Source organism: Chitinophaga sp. (genome assembly GCF_019236475.1).
In the GTDB taxonomy this organism is placed as follows: domain Bacteria; phylum Bacteroidota; class Bacteroidia; order Chitinophagales; family Chitinophagaceae; genus Chitinophaga.
Genome location: NZ_JAFAIX010000004.1, coordinates 26,499 through 49,923 on the forward strand (window position 1 = coordinate 26,499; position 23,425 = coordinate 49,923).

Genomic DNA, 23,425 nt, shown 5'->3' on the forward strand with positions numbered 1-23,425 from the left:
ACTACAACTACTGGCGGAGGTAATACGTTGGAGAATGATGGTTTATACATAATTTCAAAAATAGTAAAAGATATCCGCTCCAGCAAGGGGATTAAAAAATACTATTTTTGCGAGATATCAGTAGTACCGCCATGTTCGAAGATGTTAGATTCCAGCAGCAATATGACCACTTATCTCCGGAGCTTCGTATGATGACAGATATCCTGTCTATTTACATGTATCCGGTGGATAAACCTACGCTCAATGCTGCCGTGCAGGCCATCCTGCCTACGATGCAAGCAGTAGAAGTAGGGGACTTGTTGCAGCAGTTGGCAGATCAGGAAATATTGGCCCGCAATTTTGCCGGTAATTACTTTCTACCGTTGGAATATTGCTTGCAATTATTCCCGGAAAATATCAAGCAGGCCAAGTACCAGCACATGTTGCAGAAAGTGCCTGCCAATGATTTTAGCTTCTATAGTGCACATGCCGCCTTGCAGGAAACACAACGCTTACTGGTAGCTTATTTCATCGGAGATAGAACGCTGATAGGGCCTCCGGTAAAGAAAATGGAACAGCAGTTGGCGGATTATCTGCCTTATCTTTCTTGTTTGGCGGGAAGAATTCCCTATCGGCCGTTATTGCAGTATTTTTCTGTTATTGCGGTAGATGCCATCTTCTCGCAGGCAATACGGTTTCAAGAGCAGCAACTACAGCCGGTTTCACTGCTGCGCCAGTTACAGGAGGAGCTACAGCAGTTCAGTGCATCAGTTGTCTGCCCCGAAATAAAGCTACTGGATGGTCGTATGTCATCTTCCGCCGAACTGCATTCCGCGGATGATTACTTTGCACAAGCGGTATGGCTCCTCTACCACGATACGCCCGCCAAAGCAAAGCTGGCATTTGAACAAGGCATGAAAAAACAACGCAGTGGCGATAAGAAAAACATCATTCCCACTGGACCTCTATTTGCCTTCTATCATGCGATTCATCTCTGTTTGCTACCCACGGAAGTGGCTACACCGTTGATGCAGAAGATCACTACGCACTACGAACGAAAAACTACGCCGGCCAACGTACCGGCTGTCTCCCTATTATATCTGCACCTCGGAAAAAGAGAAAGGGCAGAAAATCTCCTGGAAATCCTTTTTGAGAATGCTGCCAAAGAGCCAGATAAGCGACTCATGGCTTTTCTCGGATATTGGGCGCTGAAATGGTATCATCCCAACAATAAATTATTGCTGTTACATCAGCCATCCTTGCGGATGCTATTGTCCAAAGTAGTGGCCAATGGTTACCAGTTGCCCGCCTTCGAATACCTGTACTATACGAGGGATGAACATTTTGATGGTTACCAGGAATTTTATGATGACTTTGCCACCAATACTGGTTTGCAGCCATTAGGCGCTTCCTCCGAACAAGTGCCGGAATGGGAGCGGGTACTGAATACGTTACTATCACAGGAAGAAAAGCAAAAAGAGAAAGCCGCTGCTGTGGCTAGGATTGCCTACTTTATTGATATGGATCAGTACAGCATTCAGCCGGTGTTGCAACATTTCAAAGATCCGATTGGCTGGAGTCGTGGTAGGCAACTACCGTTAGGATACCTGAAAGATCCGCAGGCAGAGGGAATGACAGCGCAAGATATTCGTATAGGCGCTACCGTACAAAAAGTAAGTTTTTATAATGCCGGCACAGATGGATGGTCTTTTGATCCTAAAGTCTGGAAGGAACTGGCAGGCCATCCCTTGCTGTTTAATATGTATGATGGGGAGACGCCAGCAGAAGTGGTCACCGGTAGCCCTGAAGTCAATGTGATCACTACTGCCAGAGGGTTTTCCTTTGGTAGCAATGTGCATGATTTTCATTCGCCGGTTATCTTCTTGCGAGAAACCATGAATCGACTGAAAGTCATTTACGTTAGTCAGCGACAACAATATGTATTGCGCACCCTCAACCAATTGCAGTCGGTGCCTTTATCTGGTCGTGATAAACTGAACAGTGTGTTAGAACATTTATCCGCTTCGCTCACTATCCATGCGGATATGCTGGATACGCCAACGGATATACGGAGTATAAAGGGAGACACGAGGATCGTTGTGCAGCTCCTGCCCCTCAACACAGGACTGAAAGCAGCCTTTTTTGTAAAGCCTTTCAGTACAGATCCTCCTTACTGTAAGCCCGGCCTGGGAGGTAAGTCAATATTGGGTATCATGAACGGCGAACGTTGCCAGGCACGCCGCGATCAGGAGCTAGAATTAGCCAATTACCAGCAATTGCTACAATTGATCCAACAAGAGGTAGTACAGGAGCTAGAAGAGGATCAGATCGTGTTTGAAGATCCGGCTGATTGTCTCCAACTCCTGGAAGTGATCCGCCTGCACCCTGATCTGGCAGTGGCCGAATGGCCGGAAGGAGAGAGGTATAAAGTCCGTACGGCGATAGACCTTTCACAACTGCATATCACTATCAAAGAAAAAGACCACTGGTTTACTTGTGAGGGGCATGTGCAGGTGGATGAGTACACCGTACTTTCCCTGAAAGAATTACTGGATAATACCACCCTGCGTAAAAACACCCGCTTCTATACCTTAAAAAACGGCGAAATCGTTTCGCTGACAGATGGCATCCGCAGACGTTTGCAGGAGCTGGCCGCCTTTACCATGGACGATGATAAAGGTCTCAGGATACGTCCTATGCTGGTACCGTTTGCATCCGAAGCCTTGATGGACCTGGAAGCTGTACAAACCGATATGGCATGGCAACGGATGTTGCAGCAATGGGAGGCTTCTCGTGCCGTATCAGCACCGATTCCATCTACTTTACAAACCACCTTGCGCGCCTACCAGGAAGAAGGTTTTCGCTGGATGGTGCAACTGGCCTCCTGGGGCGCAGGCGCCTGCCTAGCCGATGATATGGGATTGGGGAAAACCGTACAGTCGTTGACGTTATTGCTACATCGAGCAGCAGATGGACCAGCATTGGTAGTATGTCCTGCCTCTGTATTGCCCAACTGGATCAGCGAGGCTGCTAAGTTCGCACCTACGTTGAATTTTATAGACCTGAGTGCTGGCAATCGCGCGCATACCATCCGCGATGCTTCGGCCTTTGATATCGTTGTCACTACTTACGGCCTCTTACAATCCGAACGACAACTACTTTCCAATAAAGTATGGGCAACAGTGGTATTAGATGAAGCACATATCATCCGAAACCCGCAAACACGCACTGCTAAAGCAGCTTATGCGCTACAAGCGGGCTTCCGACTGGCCCTCACCGGTACGCCGGTACAAAACAACCTGGGCGAAATCTGGGGATTATTCCATTTCCTCAACCCGGAATTACTAGGCAGTCAAGATTTTTTCAACAAGCAATATGTATTCCCTGGAATACGAAATCCGGAGAGCGCCGTGAAAAAGCAACTGAAGAAATTATTATCTCCGTTTATGCTTCGCCGTACGAAAACGGCGGTATTGGAAGAACTGCCGCCTAGTACAGAAATCGTTAAGCTGGTGGCACAAACCCCTGATGAAGCAGCCTTCTATGAAGCCGTTCGCCGGAATGCATTGGAGGCATTGCAATCGCAAGAAGGGAATAATGCACAACGACATATTAAAGCATTAGCAGAGATTACCAAACTCCGATTGGCAGCCTGCCATCCGAAACTGGTGAACAATCATGTGGAAATCAGTTCCTCCAAATTGGAAGTATTCCTGGAAGTAGTAGACGAGTTGATAGAGAATCAGCACAGAGCACTCGTGTTTAGTCAGTTTGTGATGCACTTGGAGTTGGTGAAAGCGGCTTTACTGCAAAAGGGGATACGTTTCCTCTATCTGGATGGCAGTACACCTATTGCTACGAGAGCCAAGCTGGTACAACAATTCCAGGCAGGAGAGGCAGATTTGTTCCTGATAAGTCTCAAGGCAGGCGGATTAGGGCTTAATCTCACAGCCGCTGATTATGTGATCCACCTGGACCCATGGTGGAACCCTGCCATCGAAGAACAGGCTTCAGATCGTGCCAGACGTATCGGTCAAACGCGCCCAGTAACGGTATATCGACTGGTAACGATGCATACCATAGAAGAAAAAATTCTTACCCTGCACCATACCAAGCGGGAGTTGGCCGATCAGCTCCTCGAAGGAGCGGATAAATCATTACAACTCTCCGCTGATGAACTGATGCAATTACTAAAAAGCTATTGAGTTCTGGTTTTAGGAAGTATTGTAAAGTCATATCCTCTACATGATAAGTAGACTGTTATTTAACAGATGTTTATCAGGCTTGATAACAATTAGCTCCGAATTATTATGGATTTTTGGCCCCGTTGCATCTTTTGATATGACTGTACATTATTCCTAAAACTCTGTGACCCGTTAATGAAAAAACTTACCTCTGTCTTGGCCATGCTGTTCATCATGCATGTAGCCATGGCGCAAAAGGCGATAGTAAAAGGAACAGTGACGGATACCCTGAACCACACACAACTGGCTAACGCGGTAGTATCTGTGCTACAAGCGAAGGATTCCATCCTGTACAAATTTCAGCGAACAAATGAAAAAGGACATTTTGAAATTAAAGATTTAAAACCGGGTAAGTACCTGGTGATGGTCAACTATCCCAAGTTTGCCGATTACGTTGAGTCGGTCACGTTAGCAGATTCCACGGTGCAAAATATGGGAGCCGTCAAGCTGACGCAGAAATCCAGGCTCTTACAAGAGGTAGTCATCAAGCAGCAGGTAGCCGCCATCCGCTTCAAAGGGGATACCACCGAATTTAATGCAGACAGCTTCAAAACCGTTGCCAATGCGAATGTGGAAGATCTGTTGAAGATACTCCCAGGGATATCTGTAGATAATAAAGGGCAGGTCACTGCTATGGGGCAGAAAGTAAAAAAAGTATTGGTTGATGGAGAAGAATTTTTTGGAGACGACCCTACGCTTGTGACTAAGAATCTCCGCGCGGATATGGTGGATAAGGTACAAGTGTTTGATAAGAAAAGTGAACAGGCCGATTTCACAGGTGTAGATGATGGGGAGAAATCTAGGACCATCAACATCACGCTGAAAGATAACAAGAAGAAAGGATATTTTGGGCGAGCCAGTGCTGGTGGCGGTACAGATGGATATTTCGATACACAGTTGATGTTCAACCTGTTCAAAGGGAAGAAGAAATTTGCAGCTTATGGCATAGCAGGAAACACCAATAAAATTGGGCTTAACTGGGACGAAAGAGCAAAGTTTGGTCAGGGAGACGCAGATAATGTGAACTATGATGAAACGATGGGTTATTATGAGTTCACTGGCAATGGCAATGATGGCTTTGGTGGATGGGGAGGACAGTTCGATGGGCAGGGTTTCCCCCTGGTGCAGAATGGCGGCTTACACTTTGAAGATAAATGGAACGAGGACAAACAGCGGGCGAACGTAAATGCAAAAGCGATGCGCTTGGGCGTGGAACAGTGGTCTGCCAATGTGCGTCAGCAGGTCCTGAACAATAGCGTACAGTATGCCAATGATAGCAGCAGTTCAAAGAATGTGGTGAATAAAATGCGGGGAGACGGTATGTACGAGTGGAAAATTGATTCTTTTTCTACGGTGCAGGTAAAAGTGCAGGGAGGAAGAGATAATACCTCTAGCTTTTCAAATTCCCATGGCACTGTAAAGAATGAACTCGGTGAACTGTTAAACGAAAGTACCAACAAGACTTCTGGTTCCGGGCAGAAAGATATGTTTGGATCCAATTTGCTATGGAAACAAAAGTTCAAAAAGAAAGGACGTACCTTTTCTTTGAACCTGGCCCAGAACTATGATAAGAATAACCGGGACGGGTTCCAGCTATCGCGTGCGGATGTATATGCCGGCGGCGTATTGGATACCACTATGATCGTGGATCAGCATAAAATCACTACTGGAGAATCGATGAATGTATCCGGCAATGCTACTTATACAGAGCCATTGGGGAAATACTCCTTATTACAATTTAGCTATGGACTGATTGTTAATAATAATCACTCCGGTAGAAATTCCTTCAATATAGATGGTTCCGGGAAATATGCGCTACTGGATTCTCTTTACAGTAACGACTTTGCGTATAATGTACTGACAAATACCGGAGGACTGGCATACAATTATAATAAAAAGAAATTTCGTTTTAATATAGGCGTTTCCGTAGGATCGAGTAACCAAACGCAGGAGAATAAGTTCACCAATACCGTTTGGAAAAGAAGCTATGTTAATTGGAATCCACGGATGCGATTTACTTACAATATTAAGCAGCAGACAAGGTTCTCTTTTGGTTATAATGGTAATACTGGTCAGCCTTCTATTTCTCAATTGCAGCCACTGGTCAGCAATGACAACCAGATTAACATTTATGTGGGAAATCCCAATTTGAAGCCGGCGTTCTACAATAGCCTATACGCTTCTTTCAGTGATTACAAGATATTGACGGAACGCAATATATGGGTGAATTTTTCCTACAATACCACCTTCAATGATTTTAGTACCAGCAGTGTAACGGATGCGGGTGGCCGTACCAAAACGATGACTGTAAACGTAAATGGGAATCAGCATTTTTCCCTCTATTACAACGGCTCCTGGAAAGTGAAGCCGCTTGGAATAACCGTAGGTGTTGAAGGAAATAGTGGTTTAGGCAAAAGGATCAACTTCGTGAATGGCGAAGAAAACAAAGCCAGCACTTTTAATGCTTCCAATACTTTGTCTTTCTATAAGTATAAGGAGAAAGTGATCAACAGTAATCTTTCTTTCGGTGCCACTTATAATTCCAGTGTATCTTCTATACAGTCAGCCATAAAAACAAGTTATTGGACCTATAACATAACAGGAGAAACCACCGTATTTCTGCCATGGAAGCTGGAATTGACGAATTCACTTGAATATTTTATCCGTCCTAAAACGAATCTCTTCCCTGCTAGCAATATGCCTATCTGGTTTGCTGCTGTGACGAAAAAGATAGGGAAGAAGGATGTATTTTCAGTGAAAGCGGCTGTAGAGGATATATTAGGTAAACGCGTGGGCCTCGACAGGAATATGAATGGCAATACGATTTCGCAGAATACTTATGGCATCATTGGCCGTTATGCCATGCTCTCGTTTATATGGAATTTTAACAAATTTGGGGCTGGAGCAGCCGCCGCAAAATAAGATAGTTTATGAAGACAAAATTTCATGTAATACTGATCTTGCTACTATGCAACGTATTATGGGCAGCGGCACAGCAGGCCATGTTTGTTACGCATGGGAAGATAGAATTTGAACGTCGTAGGAATGAGCATGCCATCATAGATGCTATATCCAGTGAGGGAGATTGGAAGGAAATCGTAAAGAAGTCCACTCCAAAGTTTGCCGTGCATTACTTTGATTGTTGGTTTACGGATAGTACCACCTTGTACAAACCGGGGAGGGATAATCCTGAAAATGGCAGTAATAGCAGGGAGTATCCTGGAGATGATAACATTGTTTATAATTTACTGGAGGCAGGCAAAACGATTACGAAGAAAAAAATTTTTGAAGCCACCTATAGGGTAGAAGACAGTCTCCGTAACATACAATGGAAGATCACCGAAGAAACGAGAAACATTGCAGGATTTGAGTGTAGGAGAGCGAATGCCATTATCATGGACAGTATTTATGTAGTGGCTTTTTATACGGATCAGATTACAACGCCTGGTGGGCCGGAGTCTTTTACAGGATTACCGGGGATGATCTTGGGAGTGGCTTTGCCACATGAACATGTGACTTGGTTTGCCACGAAAGTATTGGTGGAAGAGATTGCGCCGGGGCAGTTACAGCCTTTCCAAAAAGGAAAGAAAACTACCAGGAAAGGCTTGCATGATGATTTGGCCAAGGCCCTTGCTGATTGGGGGAATTACGGCAAGCAATTCATAAAGAATGCAGAACTATAAGGATATTGTATTCATAGGAAAATGCCTCCGTTAGGGGGCATTTTTTATTTCAATAAATTGTTTGATTGTGGATAAATATATTTATTTGGTGGATAAAAAAGAACCTGTTAAATTTGGAGTCCTACGTAAAAATTTCGAATTACTCCTGAGCATTTAACCGCAAGCAATCATTTTAAATTCTTAATCGGAAAATTAGCCTGTATCAATGTATTTAGTTATATGTCTAATAAATAATTGATAAAAGACACTTCTTTTTCGTAACGTGGAATTATAATGAATGAATGCGGAGTGTTCCCACTCCGCAAATTTTTCAGACACAGCATTTTAATGGCAACTATGAACCTGGTATTCGAGAGGCAATGACCTGTTGATGGTGTATATTGTTGATTAAAAAAAGCATATCCTTATGAAAATTGAAATCTACTCGACAGAGATCTATAGCCGCAATGTCGTTTCAAATTCATGTAACCGTAGTATGAAGGTTGTTTTCGCTTAATGGAGCAACGATTCACAGCGTGCAGGATTTTCTCAAACAGACTGGACCGGGAGTAAGGTTTGCAACATTACATCGGCATCTGGTAATCATGTGAAGCCCTCATCATTTGACCCCGGAAGAATAGGTGTTAAGATAGTTACAACAACGGCGACATCGTATGTGTCCTAAACAGGCCAGCTTTGGCCTGCGGTGATTTACGCCTTTACGGCAACAGATCTCAAGTTACCTATCACCATAAAACATATCGCTATGAAAAATTTGTTTTGTTTGTTTGTTGTTATGTTCGCCGCGATGGGTCTGTATGCACAGACTACACCGGTAGTCATGCCAATTGAGGAGGGAGATATCATCAATGAGATCTTCGGAAAAAACAAAGATGCCCTAATGCAGGATTATTTACGTATATCGCCTGTAGAAGCTAGATCATTCCATGAAGCGTTGTTTGATTATGAGACAGAGAAGCAGCCCTGGCAGGCAGAGCGTTTGAGTTTGTTACGGATGTATAATGAAGAATTCTCTTCTCTAGATGAAAAAAAGTTGAATTCACTTACTAAGCAAATTATGGCAAATGACATGGAGTATAGTCATTTGCAGATGCGTTATTTCAGAAGAATGAATAAGTTGCTGGGAGCCACTCGTGCAGCGAAATTCTTCCAGTTGGATAGCTACTTTGAACAGTCCACCAAATCATATATACAGAACAACTTACCTTTTATTAAGGAGTTGGAAGCAGACCGGCAGGTTTATTTCCGTGATAAGCCGGTTTCAAGTCGCTGATTGATCCTCAAACACTGGAAAGTCCGCCCCGTGTACCTTTGGGGCGGACTTCCTTATTTAAGTACTTTATCGTAAATGTTTACTCTTCTACATAATCTTCTGTTAACGGTAGGGTACTGAAACGTTGTTGTAGTTCAGGCGGGAGTGTACCGAGTTTTCGTTTGGCGGTATCCATCCAGGCGCCATCTACGTTAATGGTAGCTGCTTTCACACCATCTTGACGGAAGAGTTCATGGCGGATAGACCAGCGGGAGCCATCTTTTTTTGTTTTTGCAATCCGACAAGTCACTTTTAGATAATCATTAGGGCCTACTTCCCGATGATAGATTAGTTCTTCTCGGAACAGAATCGGTCCCAGGTGTAGTGCCACCAGGTCTCTAGCCTGAATTCCCACTTTATCCAGCATATTCAGCCTGGCTTGGGCAGCAAAGTCGGCATAAGCAGAATGCCGCATATGCATATTCGCGTCTAACTGCGCCCACATTACGGGCCCTTCAAAAAATATATCCATTCTTAAATTTACGAAAACCGGATGATACGGAGGGCAATTTTCCGTTACCTGGCGGTTATCTGCTTGCCCTTGGATATATGGTTAAAGGCGAAGTCATATCCAGGGAAAATAATCCATGGATATGCGCCGTCTGTCCATTTTACAGTTATTATTCTTATCGCAATTTTGGGTTGTCAATTATCATACAAAATCATTCAAAAATTCAAGTTATGACAACAACAAAATTTAAAGTACCTGAAAGGGAAGATGTATCTCCGAACAATCAGGTTATTTTTGATAACCTAAAAAAAGCGTTAGGGTTTGTTCCTAACCTTTACGCCACTATAGCATACAGTGATACCGGTCTGGAAAATTATTTGAACTTTCAAAATGGGAAGACTTCCTTAAGCAAGAAGGAAAAAGAAGCGATTAACCTTGTGGTGAGCCAGATAAACAATTGCGAGTATTGTTTATCGGCACATACGTTATTAGGGAAAATGAATGGCTTTACTGAAGAACAGACTATTGAATTAAGAAAAGGTAGTGCTTCGTTTGACAGTAAATTAGACGCATTGGTAAAGTTTACAAATGAGGCTACCGTTAATAAAGGAAAAGTAAGCGAGCCAACCTTGGCTAATTTCTTCAAAGCTGGATATGGAGAAGCAAGCATTATTGATGTACATATTGCTATTGCTGAAAAGGTAGTGATGAATTACATTCACAATCTTACGCAAATTCCCATTGACTTTCCTTTGGCTAAACCCTTAAATTAAATGATATGTTCAAAGCTGCAGGTGTTGCGCTTGTAGCTTTGTTTTAAAAAAATATATATGGAAAATCAACGTCCTCCTCTGCCGCCATTCACACTGGAAACGGCATTACAAAAAGTACAATTAGCAGAAGATGCATGGAATACAAAGAATCCTGAAATCGTAAGCCTTGCTTATACAGCAGATACGGAGTGGCGAAACCGTACAGCGTTTATCCATGGACGTGAAGAGGTGAAGGCTTTTTTGAAACAAAAGTGGGAGAAAGAACTGGATTATAAATTAAAAAAAGAACTTTGGGGATTTCGGGAAAATCGTATGGCTGTGGCATTTCAGTACGAGTGGCATGATCATACAGGGCAATGGTATAGAAGTTATGGAAATGAGCTATGGGAATTTGATGAAAACGGTTTGATGCGTAAACGTTTTGCGAGCATTAATGATTTAGCGATTAAAGAGGCGGAGAGAAGAATATGAATTCCAAGACCACTTTTTATTAATTTTGTGCATCGTATGTGATGAGAGATAAAAAGTTAAAAGCAATGAATACCGCAATTCACTTAAAAGTGGAATTAATGTAACAAGTTTTTCATTATATTTAATTTAATGCTCAAAGAATAAATGCGGAATACAAGTAACCATACATTAATAAACCCACAGAATGGCAACTTGGCTTTTAAAGTCTTTGATTTTGAAAGTAACGAACATTTTGACCATATCCAACGAAATAATTATTATTCTTTAATTATTGTAAGGAAAGGTACTGGGACGGTAAAGGCGGATTTTACAAGTTATGCATTCCAAGAAAAATCCGTCTTTGCATTTTCTCCCTATCAACCGTTTATGTTTACGGTAAGTGGTGAGTTTATTGGAGTTGCAATATATTTTCATCCGGATTTTTTTTGTATTCATAAACATCAAAAAGAAGTTGCTTGCAACGGAGTTTTATTTAACAACATATACCATCCTCCTTTTATAACATTAAGTTTAAAACAAGAACAACAACTTGATTTGATGATTGCGCAACTCAAAGATGAAATTCGGAACGTTGCTTTGGCGCAATATGAATTACTTGTATCACAGTTGAAAATTCTATTGATTCAATTGTCAAGAGCAAAAGTAGACCAACAACCGCAGGTGGCTATTGATATTGCCGAGAACGATCAGCCTTTTATTTTACAAAATCTTAAAGAAGCAATTGAAAATAATTTTAAAACCAAGCATACTGCAAGTGATTATGCAGATTTACTGCATATTTCAGCAAAGGCATTAGCAAGAATAGCAAAGACGCACTTTAACAAGACACTTACAGAATTGATCTCGGAACGAATTATAATTGAAGCAAAACGGGAACTGTATCTTACATCAAAAACAATAAAGGAAATAGCTTATGAATTAGGCTATGAAGATGAATATTATTTTAGCCGTTTTTTTAAAACTAATACCGATGTTTCTCCGCAGCTATATCGCGAAACTGTTGGTTTTGCAGCAGCAGAAAGGTGAAATTGTTTACAGTTGTATAGCATAAAACTGATTAGGGAAGACAAAGAAAGCTCAGGACTGGTTCGCAGATCTGAGCTTTTTTAATGGAACAATTTCCTTGAACAAACCGTTTAATAGATTGCTGACGTATATATGAAGGTAATTAAGTGATCATTAAAGGATTTTACTTAACCACATTAGAATAGAATTTTAGAAAAGGTTACTAATCAGTTGGATAAGAGGATTTGCCCCGGATACATATGTCTTTTTTTTACAATGAAAATAACGGAAAACTAAAAGAAAATGTACAATCAAGTTGCATCAAAAACAATAGTTTTCGCTCACGGGTTATTTGTAACGGCTAAATGCTGGGATGGTTGGGTAAAGTTTTTTGAATCGAAGGGTTATACCTGCTATGCTCCCTCCAACCCTTACCATGAGGGGACGGTGAAAGAGATGTGGGAGCACACGCCAGCAGAATTGGGCAATGTAACTTTTAAAGATGTGGTAGAGAAGCTGGCGTCCTTCATTGACACATTACCGGAAAAGCCTATTGTCATTGGTCATTCCTTAGGTGGACTCTCCGTTCAAAAACTGGTAGCAATGGATAAGGCATCTGCCGGTATTTGTATAGATGGCGCCGCTCCAGCAGGAATACTACCTACACAATGGAGCTTTTTAAAAGCCAACTTACCTGTATTAAATCCGCTAAAAGGTAATTCGGTTTTCCGTCCATCGAAAAATTGGTTCTATTATGCTTTTGGCAACAATCTGCCCAGGGAAGAATCTGATAGGGCCTTTGATGAGTTTGCGGTACCAGAAAGCAGAAATATACCCAGAAGTACTACCGGTAAGTTTGCAAAAATAGATTTTAATAAACCACATGTTCCTTTACTTTTTATTGCTGGAGAAAAAGACCACATCATTCCCCATGGCCTCAATGAAAAGAATTTTAAGGCTTATAAAGACGCGAACAGCGTGAAGGGTTTTAAAATATTTGAAAACAGAGGGCATTTTATTTGTGGCGATAGAAACTGGAAAGAAGTAGCTGACTATATTTACAATTGGATAAAATAACATTCATAAAATTGATCGGCATCATTCAGATGATAAATAGCCAATTAAGTTGTAGTAATGGAGTATAATGAAGTGAAACCTTGCCAGGAATTGGCGGCCTATATCCATTCTTTTTGGGAATTGAAAGGCGATGAAAGCGATGAACAATGGGAACGAATATTTCCAGATGGGTGTCCGGGAATAGTTATTAATTTAGGGGGACCTGTTAAAACGGATAATGGTTTAACGACTATGGATTATGGTAAAACATACGTAGTAGGAGCAATGACTTCTTTTAAGGAAAGTTTTGTAGATGCCAGTGCACATCTATTAGGAGTATGTTTGAAGCCATCTGTATTCTCGTCTCTTTACAACTATGCATCACAACATGAAATAACGAATCAAACTGTTGAATTTGATTTATCCCAATCATTTGAAATGGGAAAGTTAAACAAGGAGCCCTACGCTTATTTCAATAGTTATTTTTTGGATAAGAGAAGTAGTGTCAATCCAGTTCTACAGGCTGTCCTTAGCGATATTCATGTCTCCAAAGGAAATGTACGCATCTTTGAAATTGCTAAAAGAAATTTTTTAACGGTCAGGCAGTTAGAGCGGATGTTTAAAACCCATATTGGCTTGACTCCGAAGGAATATGTTAATATAATTCGCTTCCAGTCGGCACTTGCTATGATGAACAATTTAGGTCAGCAAAAAAAGTTATCTGATATAGCTTTTGAATGTGGCTTTTATGATCAGGCGCATCTTACCAACGAAATAAAACGACATACAGGTCTAACTCCTGGTCAGTTGTAATTTTGTCGTATTTTTCCAAAGTATAACATAGGGCAGTTTTTATTTTTGCTTAAAATTATATTGTATGAAGAAAATAATTTTGAACATAGCTGTTACTTTGGATGGATTTATTGAAGGCCCAAATGGAGAGGTAGATTGGTGCATCATGGATGATGATATGGATTTTGGAGGATTCTTATCCAGTATTGATACTATCTTATATGGAAGGGTAAGTTATGATGCCTGGGGGAATTTTCAGCCAGATGCCGCTGCTGGTCTGGCAGAAAAAGAAATGTGGCAAGGCATCCATTCAAAGCAAAAATTTGTTTTTTCCCGTCAAAATAGGGGGGATGACAATGCTACCTTCATTCATTCCGATATCGTTAACCGAGTTGCTGCCATCAAAGCGCAAGGAGGCAAAGATATATGGCTATATGGTGGAGCAAACCTCATTAAGACATTTATCCATGCAGGACTTATAGATGTATATAAGGTATACGTACATCCGGTAGTGTTGGGAGAAGGTAAGCCATTGTTTGAAGATGTAAAAGAGCGAATAGGTTTAAAGCTGACCGACACCAAGGCTTTTAAATCAGGTGTGGTGGAACTCATCTATGTACCTGGAAAATAAGTTAAGAGGCAGTCTTCCAGGAGGCCGATCATTTAAAAAAAACTGGGTAAATGCCATTTAATTGTTATATTTAATTATCAAAAAAATATCCAATATGTTATGGACTTTACTCATCGGCGGCATTGCAGGCTGGCTCGCCGGTAAATTAATGCGAGGAGAAGGATTTGGAGTGCTGATAGATATCCTAGTTGGTGTTGTGGGTGGCTGGCTGGGAGGCTGGTTATTCGGCAAACTGGGTATTCACATGGGGAATGGCCTGATTGGTTCCCTGATAGTAGCCTTGGTAGGCTCGGTGATCCTTATCTGGTTGCTACGCCTTATCAAAGGGAAGTAACAGGTTGGAGTCGAGGGAAATGTTTTTACACGGCGTTGGGATTTAATAAATCACAGCGCCGTGCTTCTTATTTGGATTCGTTTAGTTTTTGCATTTTTTGTGTTGCCAATGCCGGCAGCTCCGTGTTCCCGCTTTGCTGCGTGAAATTAAATTTTTGCCCTGTAATCAGCCAGGAACCATTTATCAACTTCAGATTGGTATGATAAGTACCTTCCACCGTCCAAATTTCTTGATTAATAAAATGATCTGCTTTTCCGGCGTAATCGGCGGTTGCTAGATCACCATCTATCGTAACTGAAAAATTAGATAGCTGGTGGTGCGTGCTATCGAAGCCAGGCAAGAAGGCAGCCCATGCATTAGTAATATCGTTTGGCGTGAGGGAAATGGCCGGGTTGCCGGTCATAGAGGAGTAATCAAGTGTTATCGTATCATTCATTACGGCTTTCACTTTTTCCCAATCTCGTGCATCGGCCCCTGAAAAAAGGTTTTTTATCTGTTGGATTATGTTATTCTCCATCATTTTTTAAAGTTGTTATTATGTAATATACCAACTTTCCAGACACAACTAAAAAAGCCTTCCATTCATAAGAGTGGAAGGCTTTTTAGTGTCAATGTGCTGTATTATAAGGACACTACTTTTCCTGCTGGCACAATTCTTAATCTCTTCGCATAAGTGGTGGTATCCAATGTTTGCTGCAATTTAGCAATAGGCTCTATGTACATGGAGAAAGTGGAATGATGTACGGGTGCAATCACATCAGGATGCAGGGTTTCTATTATCTTCAAACAATCCTGTGCATTCAATCCACGGCGCCCAATAGGGCCATCTGAACCTACAGCACCCATATCGGGGATAAACAGATTGATCTTTCCGTAACGAGTATAGTGCTGCATGTCATCAAACCAAACGGTATCGCCGGTCCAATATACCCGATATACCTGGCCGTTTACCGTATACTCGATGATGTAACCATTTCCTTTACCCAGCTCCGTTTTTAATGGATCATCTTTGGCATGCATCGCTTCTACCGCAATGATTCGAAGGGATTCATTTCCTTTTTTAAATTCGGTAGTATCGCCCCAATTGAGTCCTGTAAGATGCATAAAGCCCCAGTCTTTTAAAGTAGAGGTCTTGGCCCCCGGAGCTACCACTTGCAGGTGTTTATTCAAGGTATTCCTTGCTTCCCGGTCAAAGTGATCCGCATGTGGATGGCTTACCAGGAGGATGTCTATATGGGAAGTATCGAATGTCGCTGGTGCAATATAGCGCTGAATATATGCGTTGGCCACTCCGGTAGAAGGATGCTTTTTAATCATAAATGCGGAATCGCCTTTCGGGCTAAACATAGGATCTGTCAGTATTTTAAAGCTACCCAGTTGTAATACATAAGTAGGCCCGCCTATCCATTGAAATGTTTTTTTATGTTGGGATTTTACTGATCCTGCGAGGAGGATGCCAAGGATAAACAAGTAGATTTTTAAGGATTTCATCTTATAGTGCTTTTATTGTTTTGTCGATTTGACAGAACAAAGCTATTGCACTTCCGACATGGAGACCATGGACAAACATGGCTAATGCATGGATAAATCGGTTCGAGGGTTTTCTCTTCACGTAACCATGAAGCAACTATATCAAGAAACCAGCAGTGAGGTTACGGCTGGTTCCTTGATCTTTTCCTCGTCCCTGCCCGCCTGGCAGGGACGAGGAAAAGAGTGTTTTGCTAAGGTTGATTATTTCACCCGGTTATTCACCCAATCTAAAATATCATTCATCACAATTTCTTTGTCAATGTCGTTGAGTAAATCATGGTAATGGCCTTCGTAAAACTTAAGCGTTTTATCTACGGATGTTGCATTGTCGTGGAAGTATTGGCTGCCACTTGGTTTGGTAGCTTTATCAGCGGTTCCGTGAAGTATAAGTAATGGCAGTTTAATAGTCGGAATTTCTGCTTTTAATCTTTCATCAGCCAGCGCCAATTGTTGTACTGTTTTCGTAGGTTGTACTTCGTGGGCGATGAGTGGGTCGTTGTTCATAAAATCGACCACCTCTTTATTCCGTGAGAAATCTTCATTTTTCAATTTCAACACGTGCGCATGTGGAAAGACATAACTGAGTCCTTTCAAAACCGCCACTGCGAAATCGGGCGCTGGCACCTGAAAAGCAAAACTCTCACAAATGAATCCATTCAGTTTTTGCTGATGGTCCAATGCATAGATAGTGGAGAACACCCCACCGGCGCTGTGCCCTAACAGAAAGGTAGGTAACCCTGGATGTGAGGATTGTGCTATATCCACCAATTTGTCGATATCAGCAGCAAAGGCATTATAGTCTGCAATATAATAGCGTTCTCCGTCGGATTTTCCTCTACCGGGGAAATCTAATGCATACACTTCAAAACCTTGCGTAGTTAATTGTTCTGCTGCCCACTGATAGTAGCCGCTATGTGAATTGAAACCATGGGCTATTACCATGAGTCCCTTTGCTGGGGCGTCTGATTTCCAATTACGATGGAATACATTCAGACCGTCTTTACCGAGGAAAGTACTTGTTTGGGATTGATTGGAGGCTTGCATATTTGTTGATTATTATTAGTGTATTTATAATCGTGTAAGCGGAAATTAGCCAGTCTCAAAGCCTTATGCTGATTGTGTTATGCATTGATATTAAAATCCAATGGGTGAGGTGCTCCTTCTCAGCCGTTAAAGTCTTGAACCCAAGGCGTTTAAAATCAAACGTTATTAAGGGAATTGGGGGATTAGCATATCAATTTACAAAAAAATGCTCATTTTTATAGGCTTGGTCATGGAGGGAGTAAAATTTAATATGGTCATTAAAAAGCCTCTTCCAATAAGGAAAGGGAAGTTAATACGGAATAGAGGTATTTTATCTCCTTAAGTTATTATTCAATTCAACCACTAATGCATAGACTAAAGTAACAGGATTCTGCTGATGATAGGGGAGATCCTTTTGGTCGATATGTAATTTTATGGCCCTTTCAATTGCTTTCTTTTGGCAGGAATTAGTGTCATTTGCAAGCAGTTGATATGTTTTCAAGCAAAAGTCATACTTCTTGCCATCCCTCGTGTAATTCAAATTGAATTTTTTACTCAGTTCTTCATAGTAAAATGTACGAAGTTGTTGGGCTTCAGAATGTGTATAATGTAAATAAAACCAAATCTCAAATGCATCATTTGAATAGGCTACTTTATACTTGAGTAATTTAGCTTTTTGGATGGCATTGTCAAAATCTGAAAATTCATCTTTTCCTCTTTGGACATCCATATCAAATACACACCAAACTTCGTCATAAGTTTCATGGGAGTTTTGAAGTATATCCTGCGTTGTCTCTACTAATTTTAGCTTCGATTGTCCTTCCAGATTGATAACTTTAACCCTTGCTCCCAATACAGGAAATGATTTAAAGTACAGTTCCTCTGTTTGTCCCTCACAAGTAATCAGAAAAGTCTTATTTAAAGGAATTGTGGCTATACGATAATCACTGGGTTGGGCCCTTTCTATTCCATGCTTTATCCTTATCCGTTACCTTAATAGCTCTTGTACTCTTAGGCATTATCAAGGGTTATTAAAGTTGTAAAATCTCCCAAAAATGGAATGGCACCATATTTCCCTTGGATATAATCCTTCTCAAGAGATGCATTATTCCTTACGCCCTTCAATTCAACAAGCGTATAAAGATGGCTCGCTCCATATCTGTCCTTCTCCACAAAATCAATTTGATCCCTTCTTAGCAATTCTGAAGATAATAAATTGGTATCATGCGTGATAAAGATAATCTGGGCGTTGGGGTTTTGGGAAGAATTAAATAATTCCACAATTTTTTTGGTTAATAGTGGATGGAACCTCGCATCGAATTCATCGATAATCAGGGTGGAACCTTCTTTGAGGGAACGATAAATAAATGGGCTCAATTCAAACATCTTTCTCGTTCCTTCTGATTCTTGCAGTCCAAAGGAGAAGCGGCTTAGTCCATCAGATTCTAAGTTAGCATTGTATTTAGTTCTACTGGACACAATTATTTTTCTCTTTTTCAATGCATTCTTCACTTCAATCTCCCAGCTTTCAGGTATATCCTCGCTGGCAATTTCGACCGTATCTAGATCTTCAATTCCTACATCTGCATTTTTTAAAAAATCTAAGATGAATTTCTTTTGAACCGCATCACTTAATGCATTTCCAGCAGCTCCATACATTCCACTATGGCCCAACCCACTAATAATGGTAATCTCTGATAAGGACTGAATAATCCTCTTCGATAATTTACCAAAACCAAAAGATGCTAATGATGATAGAAATAAAGAATTATTTCTAAAAATTTGATCATTATTATCTCCATCCATTAGAGACATGGATTTGTATCCTTCCTCAAAATGCTTTTGATTAATAGTGATGATTTTATCCTCCTCTCTAATGAATAAAGGTTGTTCTCTTTTGTTCGGGGTAGAAAATAACCATTCACTCTTAATAGATTCGGCATCTGCTTCAAATCCGTATCTGTATCGCGTGTTTTCTAGTCTAAAAATAATTTGAAAGAAAGAGGGTTTCTCTGATGTTTCTGTGGAAAGTTCAAATGACATGATTCTCTCAAGCGCTCTATCATCTTTGACAGATTCCATGACAGTCTTGATAAAAGCACCTATTGCCTTAATAATATTGCTCTTACCGCTCGCATTTGCACCATAAATAGCTTTCGCCTTTAACAGTTGTACATCTTCGTTTACACTAATGACATTATCTATATCCAGAGAAGGGTGGAAGGATTTGATCTTTGCAGCGGTCATCTTTAAAGTCTGGATATCCTTGAATGACCAAAAGTTTCCAAAGCTAAATTCTTCAATCATATTCTCTTATTTTATTTTTTGCTGAATTTATGCAAAATTAAGAATAAGGATTGAAAAGTGGTTCATTTTTAGCTTTTTTATGCCATTTTATAAGTTTTTTGAAGTAAATGTAGTATGTATTTTATTTATTGTTATTTGTACCTCCCTGGCGTCACTCCAAACTTCTTCTTAAACGCTTTATTAAAATGCTGCACCGAAGAATACCCCGTCAACAGGGCAATATCATTAATGCTTTTCTCTTTTGCCGCCAGCTCTCGCACTGCCATTTCCAGCCGCTTATCACCTAGGTATCCGAAAACCGTGTTGCCAAACATTTCCTTAAACCCGTTTTTTAACTTAAACAGGTTAATTCCTGCAATACGGGAAAGCTCCGCCAAGCTAGGAGGGGCGTCCATATGCTCCAACAGGTACTCACGGGCGAAGACAATTCTCTCTTTATCGTAATCGGTTTTGATGATTTTATGACTGTCAGCGCGATTCCTATGATAAGCATCGGCTTGAAGGACTAACAACTCCAGGCATTTGGAGAAAAGGTACATCTGCCTGATACCACCTGTATACGGACAATTTCGTATATCCTCAATCGTTTGTGCCAGTTGGCCATCGATGTATAGATTTTCTGGAGAAAAAGCGCAAGGGTAGCCGCTGGTGATCAATGATCCAAAGTGCTGCAAGGATTCATTGGAATCTTTTATCAGCTCCAGGAACTTCTCCACCTTGTACTGCACCATAAAAATAATCAACTTGGAATCATGACTTTTAATGATACCATGACTTTGTGGGGCATAAATTAAATTGTGTGTATAGTTGCCTAACGGAAAATCTTTCCCATATACATGAATGTCTGTACTCACTTCTCCACGCAGATTGAAATATTGGGTCACCAAGTCTAGATCGGCTTTCCATTCAAAATGCATATCCTTTTTGAAGTTCCATTCAGAGTAGCCGATACGAATGCCATCAAACCAACAATTCTGCGACTGTAACTCCATCTCAGGAGTAACGAAACTGATATTCTTCTCCGTTAATCCAGGAGAATTATATCCGTCTTGCACATAGCTGTTGGCAAACAACGATTCCAGTGTATCCGTTCCCGTGAGTACATTTTCGCCCATAAAATGATGTGATAGGAGCGTAAAAATAATCGTTTCCCCGCTCCCAAGGAGGACGGCACCGCATATAATCCTGCTGATATAAAAAGTAATCCCTTAAGTATAAAAGGCTGTTTCATTCCTGCGAACCGTTGTGAGAACCAGGAAACAGGAGAGCTGGCTGTCTCCCGAAAGCTAAAATATAGAAACCCTACTATAGCGGCATACGTTCATCTAGGATGTTCAGTATTTTGGTCCAACTCTCTTTGGTACGATCTGCATATGGCGCCCATTTGTTATCCATATCATGGGTCAATGTAAGCGTACAGCCAACTTCCGTAGGTTGTATATCCAGACTAACCATACTGTCGTCCCCGGAATCGATGTCTACACCCCAGCTAAATACCAGGCGTGTAGGCCGGTCTATCTCCAGGTAGGTACCAATATGGTCCAGCTCCTGATCTCCTCGCTTGACTTTATAGCTAAACTTGCCACCAGGATAGAGATCATTGGTAAGATGGATAATTTCCTCTTCCCTGACAGAAGGGCCAAACATCCATTTGTCTAGTTTCCAGATATCTGTCCAGGCATCGAAGATGGCTTCGGCGGTATGGTGGAAATCCTTCTGTACTTGTATTGAAAAGGTATTGTCGGATGTTTGTTCCATATCAATGAATTTTAAGATTATCGGTGAGACAACATATCCTGTAGCTTCCTGGCGTTCTCGGCGGCAAAGCCTTGCTGATCATTGTCGAAATAAATATACACATCTTTCTTTTCCTTATTCCAATGTTGGCATCGATACGCCCATTTCCGAAGCGCAGTTGTACTGTACTTTCCCTGATATTTCCCATCAGGGCCATGGAGCCGGATATACACCCAGTCTGCCGTCACTTCCATTGGAGAAAGCTGTCCGCTCAGTTCATAAATACAAAAGGCACAATTATATTGTTTCAATAGTGCGTATATGCTGGGAGCCCACCAACTAGGATCTCTGAACTCAAATGCATAACGATACTTTTGGGGCAACAGGGTAAGAAATGATTGTAAGCGGTCCGGATTAATTTTCCATCTGGGCGGCAACTGCCACAATATAGGACCCGTCTTGGTTTTCAGGTGGGCGGCATTGGAGATTAATTTGTGAATAGGTTCGGCATCCACCTGCAATTTCTTCATATGCGTGATATACCGACTTCCCTTAATGGCAAAAATAAACGCGCTGGGAGTAACTGCTTTCCAGTCGCGAAACCTTTCTGGTGGCGGTAGATGATAGAAAGAATTATTTATTTCAACGGTATGAAACGTTTGTGCATAGACGGATAATTCATCTGCTTCTTTGATATCTTCCGGGTAGAAGACCCCTTTCCAGTGTTTGTACTGCCACCCGGAAGTGCCTACATATGTCTGGCTGCTGCGTTTCATAATGAAGAGCCATCAATTTCTGCACCAACCAATCAGCATATTATTTTTTCATCGTTTCTTTCATCCTGATCCATACCACGACTCCGGAAAGGAAGGTGACGAATCCTGCAATATGCACTGCCCAGATAAGTCCCAGGAAATGCGCTACGATACCCGCCATCAATGCGCCTACGGCATAACCGATATCTCTCCAAAAACGATATACGCCCAGGGATGAAGCTCTCCAGGAGGGATGCGCCGCATCGCTTACTGCTGCCAGCAAGGCCGGGTATACCATGGCAGTACCCATTCCCAAGAAGACAGACCCCACCAAGCCGGATGTCAATGGGGAGAAGAATTCCAGCCCGATAACGATATGTCCCAATACCTGGACAAACATGCCCCATACGATTAATGGCTTTCTCCCTATACGATCCGCCAATGGCCCTGTAATAATCTGACCTACGCCCCATACTACCGGATAAACCGCTTTAATCCAACCTACACCTTCCAATCCTACACCCATGGAAATAAACAGTAATGGGAAAACGCCCCATGACATGCCATCATTCAAGTTATTGATCAAACCAGCCTGAGAAATGGAAAAGAGATTTTTATTGCGGAAAGTTGTTTCTTTAAATACCCATAGCAGATTTGGTTTATGCACTTGTTCTCCGGAAGTAGTGGCTGTTACCATGGCAGATTCCAGATGTGCATGCTGGCGGGTGTCCTTGATCACCAAGATCGACAGTATCAGCCCGGCAATCGTATAAAATATACCGATGTAGAATGGCTGTGGTCTTAATCCGTAGGTGGCAGCAAGATACCCAGTCAGCAGGGCCGTGAGACCTACAGCGCCATAGCCAGCCGCTTCATTGATACCCATTGCGAAGCCGCGTTTTTTAGGCCCTACCAGGTCAATTTTCATGTTCACGGTCATAGACCAGGTGAGTCCCTGGCTGACGCCCAAGAGGATGTTGGCCGCAATAATCCAATTCCAGCTAGGGCCCCAGGCCAAAAGGAAAGGCACTGGCAACCCGATAATCCAACCCAATATCAGTACGCGTTTGCGGGTGTATTTATCCGCCAAAACCCCGGAAATGAGGTTGGTAAAGGCTTTCACCACGCCAAAGGCAATGATGAAAGAAAAAACTACTATGTCCGATCCAATCTTAAACTCTTCTGTACCTACCAATGGAACAACTGTTCTTTCCAATCCCACCATTCCACCTACCAGCATATTGACCAGTACGAGTAATGAGAATTGCCTCCAGTTTTCTTTTAATCCTAACTTTATATCCACTATTGTATGGTTGCTTTAAATAAAACTACCTGAAATAGC

The 23,425-nt window shown here is 41.6% G+C and carries 21 protein-coding genes; 11 read left to right on the forward strand and 10 right to left on the reverse strand.

Going from position 1 to position 23,425, the window contains the following annotated elements; all coding sequences use genetic code 11:
- Positions 1-107 precede the first annotated feature (107 nt).
- The 4 genes from JO154_RS04205 to JO154_RS04220 all read left to right on the forward strand — a co-directional run bounded on the left by JO154_RS04205 (position 108) and on the right by JO154_RS04220 (position 9,179).
- A complete protein-coding gene (locus JO154_RS04205; RefSeq protein ID WP_291942136.1) occupies positions 108-4,184 on the forward strand; it encodes a DEAD/DEAH box helicase in 4,077 nt (1,358 codons plus the stop codon).
- Positions 4,185-4,358: 174 nt separating this feature from the next.
- A complete protein-coding gene (locus tag JO154_RS04210) occupies positions 4,359-7,145 on the forward strand; it encodes an outer membrane beta-barrel protein (protein ID WP_291942139.1) in 2,787 nt (928 codons plus the stop codon).
- An 8-nt stretch (positions 7,146-7,153) separates the two neighbouring features.
- Positions 7,154-7,906, forward strand: coding sequence for a GLPGLI family protein (locus JO154_RS04215; RefSeq protein ID WP_291942142.1), 753 nt, complete (start codon positions 7,154-7,156; stop codon positions 7,904-7,906).
- Between the two features lie 745 nt (positions 7,907-8,651).
- Positions 8,652-9,179, forward strand: a complete 528-nt coding sequence (locus tag JO154_RS04220; protein WP_291942144.1) for a hypothetical protein — start codon at positions 8,652-8,654, stop codon at positions 9,177-9,179.
- A 79-nt stretch (positions 9,180-9,258) separates the two neighbouring features.
- On the opposite strand, the gene JO154_RS04225 is transcribed toward JO154_RS04220, so the two are convergent.
- Positions 9,259-9,690, reverse strand: coding sequence for a thioesterase family protein (locus tag JO154_RS04225; protein WP_291942147.1), 432 nt, complete (start codon positions 9,688-9,690; stop codon positions 9,259-9,261).
- A 209-nt stretch (positions 9,691-9,899) separates the two neighbouring features.
- Here JO154_RS04225 and JO154_RS04230 point away from each other — a divergent pair, with 209 nt between their 5' ends.
- The 7 genes from JO154_RS04230 (at position 9,900) to JO154_RS04260 (ending at position 14,731) form a co-directional block, all read left to right on the forward strand.
- Positions 9,900-10,442 (forward strand): carboxymuconolactone decarboxylase family protein, encoded by a 543-nt coding sequence (locus tag JO154_RS04230; protein WP_291942148.1) that lies wholly within the window; start codon positions 9,900-9,902, stop codon positions 10,440-10,442.
- 57 nt (positions 10,443-10,499) lie between these two features.
- Positions 10,500-10,913, forward strand: coding sequence for a nuclear transport factor 2 family protein (locus tag JO154_RS04235; protein WP_291942151.1), 414 nt, complete (start codon positions 10,500-10,502; stop codon positions 10,911-10,913).
- 192 nt (positions 10,914-11,105) lie between these two features.
- On the forward strand, positions 11,106-11,939 hold the full coding sequence (locus JO154_RS04240; RefSeq protein ID WP_291942154.1) for a helix-turn-helix domain-containing protein: 834 nt from the start codon (positions 11,106-11,108) through the stop codon (positions 11,937-11,939).
- 282 nt (positions 11,940-12,221) lie between these two features.
- Positions 12,222-12,995, forward strand: coding sequence for an alpha/beta hydrolase (locus JO154_RS04245; RefSeq protein ID WP_291942157.1), 774 nt, complete (start codon positions 12,222-12,224; stop codon positions 12,993-12,995).
- 57 nt (positions 12,996-13,052) lie between these two features.
- Complete coding sequence (locus tag JO154_RS04250) at positions 13,053-13,787, forward strand: helix-turn-helix domain-containing protein (protein WP_291942159.1); 735 nt, start codon at positions 13,053-13,055, stop codon at positions 13,785-13,787.
- Positions 13,788-13,851: 64 nt separating this feature from the next.
- Positions 13,852-14,397, forward strand: a complete 546-nt coding sequence (locus tag JO154_RS04255) for a dihydrofolate reductase family protein (protein WP_291942162.1) — start codon at positions 13,852-13,854, stop codon at positions 14,395-14,397.
- A gap of 94 nt (positions 14,398-14,491) precedes the next feature.
- The gene (locus JO154_RS04260) at positions 14,492-14,731 is read left to right on the forward strand and encodes a GlsB/YeaQ/YmgE family stress response membrane protein (protein WP_291942165.1); all 240 of its coding nucleotides are present in this window, start codon (positions 14,492-14,494) and stop codon (positions 14,729-14,731) included.
- 67 nt (positions 14,732-14,798) lie between these two features.
- Here the strand turns inward: JO154_RS04260 and JO154_RS04265 are convergent, their stop codons facing one another.
- From JO154_RS04265 to JO154_RS04305, 9 genes are all read right to left on the reverse strand, one after another.
- Positions 14,799-15,251: a nuclear transport factor 2 family protein gene (locus JO154_RS04265; RefSeq protein ID WP_291942168.1), complete on the reverse strand. Its 453-nt coding sequence runs from the start codon at positions 15,249-15,251 to the stop codon at positions 14,799-14,801.
- 101 nt (positions 15,252-15,352) lie between these two features.
- Positions 15,353-16,222 carry an MBL fold metallo-hydrolase gene (locus tag JO154_RS04270; protein ID WP_291942171.1) on the reverse strand — a complete coding sequence of 290 codons (870 nt, stop codon included), beginning with the start codon at positions 16,220-16,222 and terminating at the stop codon, positions 15,353-15,355.
- 240 nt (positions 16,223-16,462) lie between these two features.
- Positions 16,463-17,305, reverse strand: a complete 843-nt coding sequence (locus JO154_RS04275; RefSeq protein ID WP_291942174.1) for an alpha/beta hydrolase — start codon at positions 17,303-17,305, stop codon at positions 16,463-16,465.
- A 310-nt stretch (positions 17,306-17,615) separates the two neighbouring features.
- Positions 17,616-18,269, reverse strand: coding sequence for an RloB family protein (locus JO154_RS04280; protein WP_366935568.1), 654 nt, complete (start codon positions 18,267-18,269; stop codon positions 17,616-17,618).
- 26 nt (positions 18,270-18,295) lie between these two features.
- Positions 18,296-19,591, reverse strand: coding sequence for an ATP/GTP-binding protein (locus JO154_RS04285; protein ID WP_291942176.1), 1,296 nt, complete (start codon positions 19,589-19,591; stop codon positions 18,296-18,298).
- A 131-nt stretch (positions 19,592-19,722) separates the two neighbouring features.
- Positions 19,723-20,706, reverse strand: a complete 984-nt coding sequence (locus JO154_RS04290) for an AraC family transcriptional regulator (RefSeq protein ID WP_291942180.1) — start codon at positions 20,704-20,706, stop codon at positions 19,723-19,725.
- A gap of 190 nt (positions 20,707-20,896) precedes the next feature.
- The gene (locus tag JO154_RS04295) at positions 20,897-21,349 is read right to left on the reverse strand and encodes an SRPBCC family protein (RefSeq protein WP_291942182.1); all 453 of its coding nucleotides are present in this window, start codon (positions 21,347-21,349) and stop codon (positions 20,897-20,899) included.
- A 17-nt stretch (positions 21,350-21,366) separates the two neighbouring features.
- Positions 21,367-22,104, reverse strand: coding sequence for a DUF72 domain-containing protein (locus JO154_RS04300; protein ID WP_291942185.1), 738 nt, complete (start codon positions 22,102-22,104; stop codon positions 21,367-21,369).
- A gap of 40 nt (positions 22,105-22,144) precedes the next feature.
- Entirely contained in the window at positions 22,145-23,386 is a 1,242-nt protein-coding gene (locus JO154_RS04305) for an MFS transporter (protein ID WP_291942187.1), read from the reverse strand.
- Positions 23,387-23,425: the final 39 nt, after the last annotated feature.

Excerpts from the sequence above, each read along its gene's own strand:
- JO154_RS04210 (WP_291942139.1), top strand. The coding sequence starts at position 4,359 with ATGAAAAAACTTACCTCTGTCTTGGCCATGCTGTTCATCATGCATGTA.
- JO154_RS04215 (WP_291942142.1), top strand. The coding sequence starts at position 7,154 with ATGAAGACAAAATTTCATGTAATACTGATCTTGCTACTATGCAACGTA.
- JO154_RS04220 (WP_291942144.1), top strand. The coding sequence starts at position 8,652 with ATGAAAAATTTGTTTTGTTTGTTTGTTGTTATGTTCGCCGCGATGGGT.
- JO154_RS04225 (WP_291942147.1), bottom strand. The coding sequence starts at position 9,690 with ATGGATATATTTTTTGAAGGGCCCGTAATGTGGGCGCAGTTAGACGCG.
- JO154_RS04230 (WP_291942148.1), top strand. The coding sequence starts at position 9,900 with ATGACAACAACAAAATTTAAAGTACCTGAAAGGGAAGATGTATCTCCG.
- JO154_RS04235 (WP_291942151.1), top strand. The coding sequence starts at position 10,500 with ATGGAAAATCAACGTCCTCCTCTGCCGCCATTCACACTGGAAACGGCA.
- JO154_RS04245 (WP_291942157.1), top strand. The coding sequence starts at position 12,222 with ATGTACAATCAAGTTGCATCAAAAACAATAGTTTTCGCTCACGGGTTA.
- JO154_RS04250 (WP_291942159.1), top strand. The coding sequence starts at position 13,053 with ATGGAGTATAATGAAGTGAAACCTTGCCAGGAATTGGCGGCCTATATC.
- JO154_RS04255 (WP_291942162.1), top strand. The coding sequence starts at position 13,852 with ATGAAGAAAATAATTTTGAACATAGCTGTTACTTTGGATGGATTTATT.
- JO154_RS04260 (WP_291942165.1), top strand. The coding sequence starts at position 14,492 with ATGTTATGGACTTTACTCATCGGCGGCATTGCAGGCTGGCTCGCCGGT.
- JO154_RS04265 (WP_291942168.1), bottom strand. The coding sequence starts at position 15,251 with ATGATGGAGAATAACATAATCCAACAGATAAAAAACCTTTTTTCAGGG.
- JO154_RS04270 (WP_291942171.1), bottom strand. The coding sequence starts at position 16,222 with ATGAAATCCTTAAAAATCTACTTGTTTATCCTTGGCATCCTCCTCGCA.
- JO154_RS04275 (WP_291942174.1), bottom strand. The coding sequence starts at position 17,305 with ATGCAAGCCTCCAATCAATCCCAAACAAGTACTTTCCTCGGTAAAGAC.
- JO154_RS04285 (WP_291942176.1), bottom strand. The coding sequence starts at position 19,591 with ATGATTGAAGAATTTAGCTTTGGAAACTTTTGGTCATTCAAGGATATC.
- JO154_RS04290 (WP_291942180.1), bottom strand. The coding sequence starts at position 20,706 with ATGGGCGAAAATGTACTCACGGGAACGGATACACTGGAATCGTTGTTT.
- JO154_RS04295 (WP_291942182.1), bottom strand. The coding sequence starts at position 21,349 with ATGGAACAAACATCCGACAATACCTTTTCAATACAAGTACAGAAGGAT.
- JO154_RS04300 (WP_291942185.1), bottom strand. The coding sequence starts at position 22,104 with ATGAAACGCAGCAGCCAGACATATGTAGGCACTTCCGGGTGGCAGTAC.